Origin of the sequence: Nocardioides bruguierae (genome assembly GCF_023554635.1) — a bacterium.
Taxonomy (GTDB): domain Bacteria; phylum Actinomycetota; class Actinomycetes; order Propionibacteriales; family Nocardioidaceae; genus Nocardioides; species Nocardioides bruguierae.
Window position 1 is genome coordinate 47185 of record NZ_JAMJPH010000024.1, and the last position, 12834, is coordinate 60018.

At 72.0% G+C, this 12834-nt stretch carries 16 protein-coding genes; all 16 read right to left on the minus strand.

Annotation, left to right across the window (positions count from 1 at the left end; genetic code table 11):
- Positions 1-14: 14 nt before the first annotated feature.
- Positions 15-1529 (minus strand): phage terminase large subunit, encoded by a 1515-nt coding sequence (gene terL / locus M8316_RS13065; protein ID WP_250055210.1) that lies wholly within the window; start codon positions 1527-1529, stop codon positions 15-17.
- Positions 1530-1622: 93 nt separating this feature from the next.
- Positions 1623-2306, minus strand: coding sequence for a hypothetical protein (locus tag M8316_RS13070; protein WP_250055212.1), 684 nt, complete (start codon positions 2304-2306; stop codon positions 1623-1625).
- Positions 2272-3765, minus strand: a complete 1494-nt coding sequence (locus tag M8316_RS13075; RefSeq protein ID WP_250055214.1) for a hypothetical protein — start codon at positions 3763-3765, stop codon at positions 2272-2274. Before M8316_RS13075 ends, M8316_RS13070 begins: the two co-directional genes overlap by 35 nt.
- Positions 3766-3808: 43 nt before the next feature.
- Entirely contained in the window at positions 3809-4441 is a 633-nt protein-coding gene (locus M8316_RS13080; protein WP_250055216.1) for an ead/Ea22-like family protein, read from the minus strand.
- Entirely contained in the window at positions 4434-4703 is a 270-nt protein-coding gene (locus M8316_RS13085) for a hypothetical protein (protein WP_250055218.1), read from the minus strand. Before M8316_RS13085 ends, M8316_RS13080 begins: the two co-directional genes overlap by 8 nt.
- On the minus strand, positions 4700-5152 hold the full coding sequence (locus M8316_RS13090; protein ID WP_250055220.1) for a hypothetical protein: 453 nt from the start codon (positions 5150-5152) through the stop codon (positions 4700-4702). Before M8316_RS13090 ends, M8316_RS13085 begins: the two co-directional genes overlap by 4 nt.
- Positions 5149-5355 (minus strand): hypothetical protein, encoded by a 207-nt coding sequence (locus M8316_RS13095; RefSeq protein ID WP_250055222.1) that lies wholly within the window; start codon positions 5353-5355, stop codon positions 5149-5151. The genes M8316_RS13090 and M8316_RS13095 overlap by 4 nt, the downstream gene beginning before the upstream one ends.
- Positions 5352-5732, minus strand: a complete 381-nt coding sequence (locus tag M8316_RS13100; protein ID WP_250055224.1) for a hypothetical protein — start codon at positions 5730-5732, stop codon at positions 5352-5354. The genes M8316_RS13095 and M8316_RS13100 overlap by 4 nt, the downstream gene beginning before the upstream one ends.
- Before the next feature lie 172 nt (positions 5733-5904).
- The gene (locus tag M8316_RS13105; protein WP_272495202.1) at positions 5905-6558 is read right to left on the minus strand and encodes an HGGxSTG domain-containing protein; all 654 of its coding nucleotides are present in this window, start codon (positions 6556-6558) and stop codon (positions 5905-5907) included.
- Positions 6559-6803: 245 nt separating this feature from the next.
- Complete coding sequence (locus M8316_RS13110; protein ID WP_250055228.1) at positions 6804-8540, minus strand: DnaB-like helicase N-terminal domain-containing protein; 1737 nt, start codon at positions 8538-8540, stop codon at positions 6804-6806.
- 213 nt (positions 8541-8753) lie between these two features.
- Positions 8754-9407, minus strand: coding sequence for a hypothetical protein (locus M8316_RS13115; RefSeq protein WP_250055230.1), 654 nt, complete (start codon positions 9405-9407; stop codon positions 8754-8756).
- Complete coding sequence (locus M8316_RS13120; protein WP_250055232.1) at positions 9404-10129, minus strand: hypothetical protein; 726 nt, start codon at positions 10127-10129, stop codon at positions 9404-9406. The genes M8316_RS13115 and M8316_RS13120 overlap by 4 nt, the downstream gene beginning before the upstream one ends.
- Entirely contained in the window at positions 10126-11856 is a 1731-nt protein-coding gene (locus M8316_RS13125) for a DNA cytosine methyltransferase (protein ID WP_250055233.1), read from the minus strand. Before M8316_RS13125 ends, M8316_RS13120 begins: the two co-directional genes overlap by 4 nt.
- Positions 11853-12062, minus strand: a complete 210-nt coding sequence (locus M8316_RS13130) for a hypothetical protein (RefSeq protein WP_250055234.1) — start codon at positions 12060-12062, stop codon at positions 11853-11855. The genes M8316_RS13125 and M8316_RS13130 overlap by 4 nt, the downstream gene beginning before the upstream one ends.
- Positions 12062-12298, minus strand: coding sequence for a hypothetical protein (locus tag M8316_RS13135; RefSeq protein ID WP_250055235.1), 237 nt, complete (start codon positions 12296-12298; stop codon positions 12062-12064). The genes M8316_RS13130 and M8316_RS13135 overlap by 1 nt, the downstream gene beginning before the upstream one ends.
- Complete coding sequence (locus M8316_RS13140; RefSeq protein WP_250055236.1) at positions 12298-12801, minus strand: RusA family crossover junction endodeoxyribonuclease; 504 nt, start codon at positions 12799-12801, stop codon at positions 12298-12300. The genes M8316_RS13135 and M8316_RS13140 overlap by 1 nt, the downstream gene beginning before the upstream one ends.
- Positions 12802-12834 lie beyond the last annotated feature (33 nt).

Sequence of the window (12834 nt, forward strand, 5' to 3'; positions counted from 1 at the left end):
TGGGCGGTGGGTGGTCAGTAGGCGGTGATGCGGAACCCGGCGAGCTCGTCGTCGAGGTCGTTCTCGTCGAAGGTGTCGCCGTCGAGGAGGGGCTGGATGAGCATCCGGTTCAGCGCCTGGGTCATGGCGTCGACGTCGTCGTCGTGACTGCCGGTGGGGAACGCGGCGGCTTCGTCGACGACCTCGGTGGTCCACGGCGCTATCTCCGGGGCGGGCAGCCACACGTTGCGGGCTTCCACGACAGGGGACACTGCGGTGGCGCGGGCGACCTTCCCGCCGTCGGGCTCGACCGCGACGATGCCGGGGATCGTCCGGGAAGCCATCGCGATGACAGCCGGGCCGTTGGCCTTGTCCTCGACCAGCTTCAGCAGTGCCTGCGGCCACCGCGCGGAGAGCGCGCGGAACGCGATGAGGGTCGCGGGGAAGTCCATGCGGCCGTGGACCCGGTCGAGGAGGTAGGCGCTCGCGCCGCGGCGCATCCAGACCTGACCGGACACGTAGTCGGCGCCGACGGTGTCCTTGAAGCTCATGTCCCACGAGATCAGGAGCTGGTCTGCGGCGGTGACGATGCGGGTGCCGTCGGGGCGTTCGATCCAGAGCGGCTGGTCGTAGAACCGCCAGTGCTCGCGCTTGAAGATCGTGCCCTCGGTCGCCGAGGGGCGGCCTTGGTAGAGGGACGCCCAGGTGCGGGACCCGACGCGGACCTTGATCGCGGCCCACTGCTCGACGGTGCGGCCGCGGGCGGAGTCGAGGAACTCGCCGACCTCCCGGTCGAGCACGTCGGTCTCGCCCTTCGCGGGGTCGTGGTCGGCCTGCGCGGGGATGTTCACGACCCGCCACAGGTGCCCGTCGGGGCCCTTGAGGAGGCGGCCGGCGAGATCGTCCTCGTGCCAGCGGGTGAGGATCAGCACGACCTGCGCGCCGGGGGCGAGGCGGGTGGAGGCGACGTCGGTCCACCAGTCCCACACGCTGTCGCGGTAGACCTGGGAGTCGGCTTCCTTCCGGTCCTTGATGGGGTCGTCGATGATCATCAGGTCAGCGGGACGGCCGGTGAGGCCGGCGCCGATGCCGACGGACACGAGGCCGCCGTCCTGGCCGGCGAGCTGCCACTCGGAGGCGGACCCGTTGTCGGCGGCGATCCGCACCCCGAGGTCGGGGTTGGAAGCGATGGTGTTGCGGATCGCGCGGCCGTTGCGGTTCGCGAGGCCCTGGCCGTAGGAGGCGCCGACGATGCGGGTCCAGGGTCGCTGCTTGAGGACCCAGGTGGGGAAGTCCTTCGCGACGCGGGTGGACTTCCCTTCCTGCGGGGGCATGGTGATGATCAGCCGGCCGTCGGGGGTGGCGACGAGGTTCTGCAGCTCGCGGTCGATGACGTCGAGGGCGGGGGTCTGTCGGGTGCGGGGGTCGAGGCGGCGGGCGAGGGTGCCGGGGGTGGACCAGGAGTCGGCGTCGGCGGCTTCGCGGATGGGGTCGGGGGCGCCGAGCTCGAAGGCTTGTGCGGCTTGTTCCCAGACGTTGAGGCTGCCCATGTCTCACCGCCGTCCGGACGGGCTGAACCCCCTACGCCCGGGTTTTGGGTAGGGGGTTCTTGAGCGAATGAGACACTACTACTGCCTCGCGAGTCAAGTGGTTGGCGCGTGCTCTAGGAGGGTGAGAGTGCCGTCGGGGCCCCGTTCCCAACGCTGCGATTGCCCATCCGTGAACCGCATCGTGAGTTCGAGGGTGGGGGTTCCGTTCAGCATCCAGAACCGGTTTGTGAGTACATCGTCGATGGCCATCGACTGGAGCAGTGATTCGGCTCCTCGGAACCCTGGACGCACGCCAGGTCGAAGCACCTCGATGACGCGCTCACGGCCTTCCCTGCGGTCGGCAGGAGGGATGACGCGCTCTGTGTAGGTGCCGAAGTGGATCACCTGGCCCCGCCGTATCAGGTTCACGGTCAGTTCGAGGTTGAAGCCGGGGCTGCCGGACCCGTTCATGATGCTGACGAGCACCGCGGGGGCTCCCGGTGGTGGCAGTGCACCTTCCGTGAACCACGCGGCGATGGTGCTGGCCTGCGCGCGGCGGTCACGCTCGACCTCAAGCTGCAGGGTCCGTGCAGCCGACCGTCCGGCCCACACGGCGGCCAGGACTGCAGCCACGGTGGCGAGGGCGATGACCCAGTCGGCCGTGGTGCCGCGGTCCAGACCGACGACGGTGCCGATCAGGATGATGCAGGCGATGCAGACCCCGAGGAGCCCTACCGCGATGGTGTGCTCGTCGCTCCAGCTTTCACGCCGTGCTCGTCGCGTCGTTCGCTTCGTCATGACGGCGTGCAGCCTCCCACGCTGCGACCAGCGACCGCACCCGATTCGGGTGCAACGCCATCCGCTCCGCCGCATCCACCACCCGCATCCCGCCGTCCAGCAGCGCGTAGAACCTGGACGCCTCACGGGCACGCCGGTCCCGCTCCCGCGCCAGCTCGTGCTGCCGCGCCACCGCCTCCGCCGCAGCCTCCGCGACGTCCGGCCAGTACACGAGCCGCTGCGGCGACGGCTGCACCAGCACCACCTCGCCCTCGCCCCGCTCGAGGATCACCAGCCGGCAGCACGACGCGACCCGGCCACGGTCCGCCCACTTCCGCACCGTCGCCGCCGGCACCACCATCCCGGTCTGCGTGGACGCGGCGTCCGCGGCCATCGTGGGGAACGTCCACCCGTCACCGTCCTGCCCCCGCGTCAGCAGGTGGGTGCGGACCGCGGTGGCGTACTCGCCGGCCGTGTACTGCTTCCGGCACCCCAGGCACTCCCACGACTGCCCCACGGTCGGGTCGGCGATCCCGCCCTGCCCGGCCTCGACGCACGCGGCGCAGGGTCGGCGGGCGGCGGACTCCTCCGCGGCGGTGGGGCGGCGGCGGGCGGCCTTCTCGTCGGCGTAGGTGGCCGGCCCGAGCTCGGGGTAGGTGGCGTACACGGCGAGCCGGTCGCGGGCGGCGGCGGCCTGGGCGTGGACGGCGGCGATGTGGCGGCGGCCGGGGGTGTCGTGGCGGCACGGGGCGGCCTTCCCGAACCGGCGGACGAGGTGGGAGCCGCAGTCGAAGCAGGGGACGCCCTGCTCGGGTTCGGTCTCGTCGTGGAGGACCTGCTCGAGCATGCGGCGCAGTGCGGCGATGTCGGCGGCGAACCCTGGCCAGTCGAAGCGGGGGTTCTGGGCGAGGGCGGTGAGGTGGGCGGCCATGTAGCCGGTGATGGTGGTGAGGGTGGGTCGGGTGGCGGGGGTGTGGCCGTGGAGGGCGCGGATGCGGGTGTCCCAGATGGCGAGGGGGAGGAGTGGGGGGACGACGTCGCGGGCGTGGTGGTCGTCGTCGAGGTGGGGGTTCCAGATGAGCTGGTCGCCGTCGCCGCCGTGGGGTCCGATGAGGACCATGGCGTCTCCGCCGGGGATGGGGGATGCGGCGAGGAGGTGGCCGTTGTGGCCGCCGCGGGTGGCGTGCCAGCGGAGGTGGCGGCAGTTCCAGCGGATGTCGTGGAGGTCGTCGCGGGTGGTGTTGATGCAGGTGGGGCAGGTGCGGTGGTGGCCGGTGGTGGTGTCGACGTCGCGTTGGGTGAGGTGGCGGTGGCCGCAGTTGGTGCAGTGGGGGTGGGGGCAGGGGGTGCAGCCGTGGTGGCGGGCGGGGCAGGGGCCGCCGGTGTGGGTGGGGCAGTGGGGGGTGTGGTGGTTGGTGACGCGGGTGTTGAGGGCGGGGTCGTAGTGGCAGCTGGGGGTGGTGCTGGTGCTGGTGGGCACTGGTCCTCCGGTGTCGCGTCGGGTGGTGCGGGGGTGGTGCTGGCTAGTGGCTGGGGACGACGGGGTTGGGCAGTGGTTCGGGTCGTGGGGGTGGTGCTGGCCGCTGGGTGGCGGGGGTGCTGGTGGTGGCGGGGTGGGTGGTGCGCCAGCGCCAGGTGATGAGCGCGGCGCCGGCGAGGCCCATGAGGGTCGCGACCAGGTCGGCGAGGCGGGCGTTCATCGGTGCTCCTGGCGCGGCGCGCAGGCGGTCGGTCCAGGCGTCATCGAGCCGCTGGAGGTATCCCTGCCAGGCCGCGTAGGCGACGCCGTGGCCGGGCATGGTCGGGGTCATGTCGAAGTGGACGCCGGCCTCGGCCAGCGCCTCCACCCGCGCCACCGTCGCCCGCAGCCGCTCCAGCTCGTCGAGCAGGGCCAGCACGGTCGGCGGGTCGAAGGTGGCGATGTGCTCGGCATCGCGGCGAGACTGCTTGAAGCGCCTCTCCACCCACGCCCAGTCGGGCTCGCCGTCGGTCGGCTCGACGGACGATCCGTGCGCCACGGCGACGCCCGTAGGCGGGCGGAGGATGCCGCTCACGTACACGCTGGAAGACTCGTTGCCCCAGGCGTCGTAGCCCCACGGCCCATCTGTCGCCCCTCGCGCCACCTCCCGCAGCGCGTCGATGTCCAGGTCAGCCACGGTCCTGCTCCTCTCGCTCGGTGGGGTCGTCCATGCGGGTGCGCATCCCGGTCCGCTCGAGCACGTGCCGGCCCAGGTAGGACCGCTCGTCTCGCTGCACCCACCCGGCGGCGCGGAGGGTCTGGGCGACCTTCGCGCCGATGGCGACGTGCAGGCCGGGGATGTCCAGTTCCAGCTCGGCGAGGATGAGGCGCACGTCCATCGCGACGAGCCGGCGCAGGGTGGTCGTCACCAGCGGGTCGGGGGTCTCGGTGTCGCTCATGCGGACCGCCCGGCGAACGTGTGCTGGCGAGGAGCCGCGTGCCGACGCGCGAGGTCGATCAGGGTCGCGTGCCAGTCCGGGAAGACGAAGACCGGCGACCCCATGCGGTGAAACACATTCTCGGGCTCGCCGACGACCAGCACGGGCTTGCTGAGGGCGATGGCCATGCCGGTCTCGATGTGCCGGCCGCCACCGCCCTCGCAGCCCACGGACGCCGCGGTGAACAGCACGAGCAGGTCGGCCGTCCTCACGTCGGCGATGTCCATGCGGGCGTGCGCCGAGACCTCGTCGTCGGTGAGGTCGGTCGCGGCCTTCTCGGTGCCGGGTGTGATCTCGTGGGTCTCCTTGAGCCAGGAGGACGTGACCTCGATGCCGATCGGCTCGAGCTCGGCGGCGTAGGTGTGCAGGGTGGAGCGGGCGGCGTAGGGGCCGGCCAGGTAGACCTTCACGGGGTGCCCTCCTCGGGCTCGGTGGTGGTGGGGCGGGAGTTCTGACGGGCCTGTCGCTGCTCGCAGAGCCACTCTTGGGCGTCGGCGCGGGTCTGGTGGATCACTCCGTCGGCGGTGCGGTAGTCGCTGATCCCCGCGAACTTGGACAGCGCGATGGCATCGGCGGCGACGTGCACGTGACCGCACTTCGGGCACGCGCTCATCGGCCGGCCCCCTCGTCGGAGTCGGGACGGACTGCATTGACGACGTCGTCCGTGAGGTCGACCATCTCCGCCGAGCAGGCTGACGCGATGACTGCTCCGAGTTCGTCCATGGCGGAGTCCGAGATGGATGCAAGTTCCCGGCCGTTAACGATCAGGTGCGCGTCAGAGAGGTCGGGATCGCTGGTCGCGGCCTCAAGCGCGACCCAGATCCGGCTGCGACTTCCGACCAGCCTGGGGAGGTTGAGGGTGACGACTCGCCTTGACCGATCTGCCCCGGGGCTCGCACAGCAGGGCGAGTAGATGCCCGTCACCACCACCTTCGGGCTGTGGCACAGGCAGTCGCAGGACTCGGGGGTGCGCTCGGACTGCCTGGTCATCGGTCCACCTCGTTCGTGGACGACTGACCGGATGCCGGCGGAGTCGCACCCCGCGGGCACACAGCCCGGTGGTCCAGGTCCCAGCGCCCCGCGTCCTCGGCCCGGTGCACCACCTCGGAGAAACCGCACATGCCACAGGTCATCCGCCACGGCCGAGCCACCGGACCGCCGATCACGACGCCACCCCCGCACCAGCAGGGCCGGCCTCGAGCTCCGCCAGACGACGCAGCTCCTCCGGCACCACCTGCAACGCCAACGACTGCTGCGACGGCGACAACGACAGCCGCTCCAACACCGCCCGCAACACCGCCGCGATCTGCCGACCCGACTCCTCCGCGAGCCGCACCCGCCGCTCCTCGATCCCGACGTCCACACACACCTTCGCGACCCGCGCCAGCCGGTCACGCTCACGACCCCACAGCTCCACGAACACCGACGGCCGCGCCTCCTTCGTCGTGCCGTGGTCCTCCCCGCCGGTCTTCTCCCGAACGACGCCCCAGGCGATCTCGTCGTGCTCGAGGTCCGCGACGAGAGCGGAGAGCCACGCGACGGCGCCGGCGGTGCGGTGCAGCTCCTCCAGCAGCGCGGTGTGCGGGTCGACCTCGCGGGGCAGCCCGAACGTCTCGGCGGCGAGGAGCGCCTGGCGCTCGTCGCGCCGGCGGGTCGCGGCGGCGAGGGCCTGGGGCGCGCGGCCGCCGTGAAGGCGGCAGACGCGCTGCCCGTCCATGGCCGGCTGGGTGCATGGGTCGCCGTTGCGCTTGTGGGCGCTGCAGCGGAGGTGGGGTCGTCCGCAGCTGGTGCAGGACGTGGGGTCCGGCTGGTTCATCGGTTGGCCTCCGGTGGGTTGCTGGGTGGGGTGGATGGTGGTGGTGCTGGTGGGTGTGTAGGTGGGGGTGGATGTTGAGCCGTTCCCTGGTTTTGGGAATGGCTCGATGTGGGGGCTCCTCGAGCCGTTCCCCTCGTAGAGGAGGGGGGACGGGGAACGGCTCGACTCGGCATGCCCGGGGAACGGTTCGGGAACGGCTTGGGGAACGGCTCGGGAACGGCTCGGGGTGGTGTTGGGGTGGCTGGTCACTGGTCCTCCCAGGCGGGTCGTCGGGAGGTGTCGGCGGGCACCGAGTTGGACGACGTGCTGGACGACGGGCCGGTGGACGGGCCGGGGGTGTCGGCGTCGGCGGCTGCCCGGGTGGTGACGTCGTCGGCGTGGTCCTGGCCGTCGGTGGGCTCGGGGTTCGCGCGGTCGTCTTCGCGGGCCCGGTAGGGGGCGATCACCTGGTGGTGGGTGCGGTTGCGGGCGCCCTTGATGCGGGCGACGTGGCCGTCGGCGACGAGGCTGGCGATGGCGTTGGTGATGGTCTCGGACTTGCCGGAGACGTTGTGCTTGATGTCGGCGATGGTGCAGCCGTCGTGGTCCTCGATGAACCTGCTGATGCGCTCCATGATGTTGGTGGGTCGGACGGTCCCGTCGTCGTTGCGGGGGGTCTCTTCGCGTCCGATGACCCAGGTGGTGGTGTGGGGCTGGGTGGAGTTGAGGGTGAAGGTGCCGGCGTAGCCGCCGCCGGAGGACTTGCGGAGCTCGCCGGCGGTGTCCTTCTCGATGCGGAGGGTGACGCGGCCGACTGCTCCGGGGGCTGGCTGGGTTTTCGCTTCGGCGCGGATGTAGGAGCCGCGGATCATGCGCTTCTTGGCGATGGAGCCGATGGCGAACCCGGAGGCGCGGACTTCGGGGGACTTGGGGAGGTGGTCGATGGTGATGACGCAGGAGCCGGTGAGGGCTGGTCGGGTGCAGACGAGGCGCATGGCGGAGGTGATCTCGTCGCCGTCGTTGGTCTTGACGCCGAGCATGGGGAAGATCTCGCCGAGGCTGTCGATGAGGACGACGGCGGGGGAGACGCGGCAGACGTCGTCGACGGCGGCGCGGAGTTCGTCGCCGTCTTCGGGTTCGTAGTAGCGGAACCGGTTGGGGTCGGCGATCTGGTCGATGGTGGCGCCGAGGAGGAGGAGTCGGGCGGCTGTGTGGTCGGGGCCGTTGTGGTCGACGTCGATCATGGCTGCGGTGTGGCCGGCGTGGAGGGCTTCGACGACGGCGATCTGGGCGAGCCAGGTCTTGGCGGCTTCTGGGTCTCCGAAGACGCCGTTGACTTTGCCGGCGTAGAAGAGGGCGGTGCCGTCGGCGCGTTGGCACCAGGTTGGTGGGGCGATGGCTGGTGGGGTGCCGGTGCCGACCCAGGAGAGGTCCTTGAGGCCGGTGTTGTTGGCGGTGGTGGGGTCGTGGCCCCAGCCGGCGCGGAGTGCTTGCTCGAGGGTGTCGAGGCCGGTCTCGAAGGCGGTTTGGAGGTCGCCGCCGCGGCGGCCGAGGTCGTTGAAGGTGGCGCCGAGGTTGGTGAGGACGCGGGCTCGGGCGGTTTCGCGGACGCGGGTGGCGTAGATGGGTGCCATGCCGGGGTGGCTGGTGCCGGTGAGTTCGGGGAGTGCGCGTGCGGCGTCGAGCTGTCGGGTGGCGGCGAGGTGGGCGGCGATGGCGATGCCGTCGGGGTGGGCGGCGTGGGTTTCGGCGAGGTGGTGCCAGGCGTCCCAGATGGTGGTGTGGGTGGGCCAGTAGAAGTGGTCGGCGGTGAGGTGGGTGATGTGGGGGAGGGTGCCGGTGGGGTCGGTGATGAGTGCGTCGAGGAGGGCGCGTTCGGCGTCGCGGTCGCCGGGGCTGTTGGTGGTGGGGTGGTCGTCCCAGGTGTCGGCCCATGGGTCGGGTGGTGGCCCGTCGGTGGTGACGGGGCGGAGGCGGGTGGGCCGTGGTCCCTCGTTGGTCACTGGTGTCCCTTGGGTGGTGCGGTGGTGTCCCGTGCGGCTGGTGGTCGCCGGGTGTTGCTCTGGGTGTTGCGGGGTGGTGCTGGGGTGCGCCCGGGGAGCAGGCGGGCCGCCGGCCGGAAAGGAAACGGCTGGTTCTCCGCGTGCTGGCCGCCTTCGAGGTGGTGAGTGCGTGTGCCTCGTTGACTCCCCGGGCGCTGGTTGGTGGGCCTGGTGTCAGGCGGTGCCGCTGGGGGCGAAGGGGTTGAGGTGGTGGACGTTGGCGGCCGGGACGGGCTCGTCGTCGTCCTCGTCGTCCTCGTCGTCGTCCGGGTCCGGGTCGTCGTCGGCGAGCCGGTCGGTGGGGTCGGCGGTGTCCTCGAGGTGGTCCTCGGGCTCGGGGAGCTCGTCCTGCCCGTCGTCGTCCTCGTCGTCGAGGAGCTGCTGGGCGGAGTGGACGCCGGCGGCGGGGGCGAGGCCGCAGACGTCGCAGATCGCGTCGTCGTCGACGGCGAGGCCGGAGGCGAGGTAGCCGTGGGGCTTGTGCTTCGCGCCGGCGGCGATGACGGCGTCGACGGTGGGCTCGTCGGCGTCGTCGCCGTCGACGGGGAGGGAGGGGCCGTCGGTGTCGACCTTGCGGTTGAAGTAGCAGGTGCGGGTGAGCTCGCGGAGGTGCTCGGTGAGGTGGGCGTCGACGGCTGGCTCGACCTGGGTGAGGATCAGGTCGACCTTGCGGGTGCCGTCGGCCTTCTCGTGGAGCTCGTCGACCTGGAGCTCGACGATGGCCATGTAGCGGGCGCCTTTGCGGCCGTACATCTGGGCGGCGACGGTCTCGGTGATGCCGGTGGCGTCGAGACCCTTGGCGCGGATCTTGGCGGTGGTGTCGGTCATGCTGCGGTGTCTCCTGTGGGTGAGGTGGGTGTGGTGCTCGGGGTGGCGTAGCGGGCGGCGTTGAGGCCCCAGGTGGTCTCGATGTCGTGGCCGGTGTGGCCGTGGGCGGTGAGCCGGTCGTAGAGGGCTTGGGCTTCGCGGTTGGTGAGGGCGCGGGTGCGTGCTCGGGGGTCGGCGAAGAGGCGGTCGACGTAGACCTCGTCGAGGTCGAGGTCGAGTGCTCGGCGTTCGGTGCGGGGGACGTGGCGGCGGGGCCGGTAGGTGGGGTCGTCGATGCGGGCGTCGTCGAGGGCGAGCGGCGGGAGCCATCCGCGGCGGGTGGCGTACCCGCGGGCCCTGGCCGCGACGTACCGGTCGCGCTGGGTGTCGCTGGGCGGCAGCGTCATGGACCAGTCCCGGTAGAGCTCCCGGACTCGGTCGGCGGTGCTGGTCCACACGAAGTTCTTCGGGCGGTTGAGCAGCTGGTTGGCGGCGGTCTGGCTGATGCCGAGGGCCTCGCCGATGCGGGGGACGCTGTGGCCGAGGGCGACGAGTGCGCGGAGGCGGAGGCGGGTGCCGGTGGCGGGTTCGCTGCGGCGGCGGCGGCCGTTGTGGTGGTCGTAGTCGAGGCCGCGCTGGTAGCGGGCTTCGGCGTCGTGGCAGGGCGTGCACAGGTCCTGTCCGGCCTTGCGGTGCGCGCGGCCGCCTGCCGGGGTCCCATGGCGGTGGTCGTCGGGGGTCACGCCGGTACCTCCGCTCCGAGGGAGGCGGCGACGGCGGCGATGAGGTCGCGGGCGGCCGGGGGCGTGACGGCGTTGCCGGCGAGCTTCACGCGCTCGCGGCGGGTGCCGTGCCAGTGGTAGTCGGCGGGGAACGCCATGCCTGCGGCGACCTCGGTGGGCTCGAGCATCCGGAAGAGGCAGTCGTCGACCCGGGCCTCGGCGGCGGCGATGTCGCCGGGGGTGATGAGCGACTGATGGCCGGTGGTGGTGAGGGTCCGGTAGGGCTCGGTGGCGGGGGTGAGCATCTCGGCGCCGTCGCCCTTGCTGCTGTTATGCCGCTGGATGAGGGCGTACCGGTCGACGGTGGTGAGGGTGCCGAGGGGCTCGGTGGCGGGGCGGGCGGTCTTCGTGGCGCCGTAGTACGGCAGCACGAGGGCGGAAGTCTCCCGGGTGGTCAGGGTCCGGTGCGGCTCGCTCGTCGGGCGGGCGTCGTCGTTCCACGTCCCGCCGGCTGGCACGACGAGGCCATGGTGCGTGCCGGAGGCGGTGAACGTGGCTGCGGGATGAGTCACGGGGCGGGCTGTGGACCCACCGCCGCGAAGTTCCGCGATGAACGGGGCCTGGACGAGCGCGTCGAGGTGGCGGCTGGTCTGGGTGCGCAGCGGCCGGTCGGTGGAGGCGACGCGGTCGCCGGCGCGGCCCTCGAGCGGCACGACGAGCGCCTTGGACTCCATCGTGTGGAGGGTGCGGAGCACGTCGTCGGTGGACCAGGCGCGGTAGTAGGCGTCGGGGCGGCCGAACGCGGGGTGCTTGGGGTCGGCGGCGTCGTACTGGTTGCCGCCGGACTCCATGTGGAACGGCGACCAGTAGCGGGCGATGCCGGCGGCGATGCGGCGGCGGGTCTTCTCGGCCAGGGGCCGGGGCCGGTCGCCGATGCGGGTGCCGGTCAGCGTCCAGTCGATCGCGGCCGCCGCGGGGAGGTAGCCGGGCTCGACGACGGTGCCGCAGGCGGCGTGGACGTAGACGTACTGGGAGCGGTACTTCCCGACGGTGCGGCCGTTCTTCCACGACTGCTGGGCTTCGGCGACGGTCTCGCAGCTGGTGCACCAGGCGATGGGCCGCAGGACGCGGTCGATGTCGGGTGCGGTGTTCCCGGCGAGCCAGCAGACGATGTAGAGCCGGTCTCGGGACTGGGGTGCGGGGTCGCCGTGCGCCTGGGCGTGCATGCTGTTGAGCGACACGACGCGGTACTCGTAGCCGAGGTTCCGAAGGCCCTTCTTCCACAGGGCCCATGCCTCGCAGTACTTCGGGTTGGTGGCGATGTCGACGACGTTCTCGATGACCATCGCGGCGTAGCGGTGGTGCTCGGCGAACCGGAGGACGTCGAACATGAGCAGCCGGGAGCGCTGGACGACGGCGGTCTCGGGGTCCTCGTCGACGAGGTCGGGGTCGAGGAGGGACAGCAGGTCGGCCTCGACGGAGATGGAGGCGTACTTCCCGCCTGACGCCTGGGACCACTTCGTGCACTCGGGGGAGGCCCAGAGGATGTCGGTGCGGGGGAAGTAGCGGGGGTCCTCCTCGTGGAGGTCGACGGCGGCGTGGTCGGCGTCGGGGTGGTTCTGGTTGTGGACGTCGACGGCGAGCTGCCAGTGGTTGGCGGCCATGCGGATCTCGATGCCGGGGATCTGCATCGCGCCGGTCGAGGACCCGCCTCCACCGCAGAACAGGTCGGTGACGGTGAGGGTCATCGGCCGGCCCCCTGCTGAGCGGCGACGATGGCGGCGTCGAGGGCGTAGACGTCACGGTGCACGGGTGCGCCGAGCTGGGTGCTGGCGGCCTCGTCGATGGCGCGGACGGCGCCGCGGACGGTCTCGGCGTCGTGGGACGCCTCCCGGGTCAGGGTGTCGACGATGACGAGGGCCGCGTGGGCCTCGGCGATGGTGGTGATGGCCATCAGGCGCTCCTCTCGGTGGCGGGCTCGACCGGGGTGGCCGGTGCGGGCGCGGCGGTGGGGGTCTCGGTGATGTGGTCGCGGGGGTCCGGGCGCTGGTGGTTGCCGCGGTGGCGGACGGCGGCGAGGTCGGCCGAGGGGCGGGCCAGGTTCAGGCCGAGGGGCCCGCAGGTCGAGCACTGGACGAGCCACATGCCGGCGGACGGGGTGACGGTGACGCGGGGCAGCGTGGTGGCCATCAGTCGGTCACCGCCTGGAGGATCACGTCGACGCCGGGCTCGGGCGGGGCGTACTCGTGCTCGCCGGCCCAGAACTTGCGGGCGCGGACGTCGACGACGAGGGAGTCGTCGGTCCAGACCTTCGCTTCGGTGAGGGCGTCGAAGACGGCGCGCTGCAGCTTGTCGACGTCGCCGAGCTTGTGGCTGGTGGGGTACCGGGGCGCGGAGTCCTTGAGGAGGGTCTCGTTGCGGCCGGTGCGGTAGTGGCTCTGGTAGCGGGGGAACGCGAACCAGAGCCAGACGCGGACGGGCCCGGTGAGGGTGTCGGTGTAGCGCCACTGGTCGATGGCGGTGTCCCGCACGTGCTTGCGCCAGGCGTCGAGGACGGTGGCGTTGGTGTCGAAGAGCTGGGCGCGGCCCTTGATGACGCGGGCTCCCTTGGAGCCCTGGGGGACGGGGATGCCGGTGATGCGGAATCCGTGGTGTCCGCGGAGCTGGGCGGGGATGGCGGCGGCGAGGGTCACGGGTTCCTCCGGTGGGTGGCTGGTCGGGTGGGG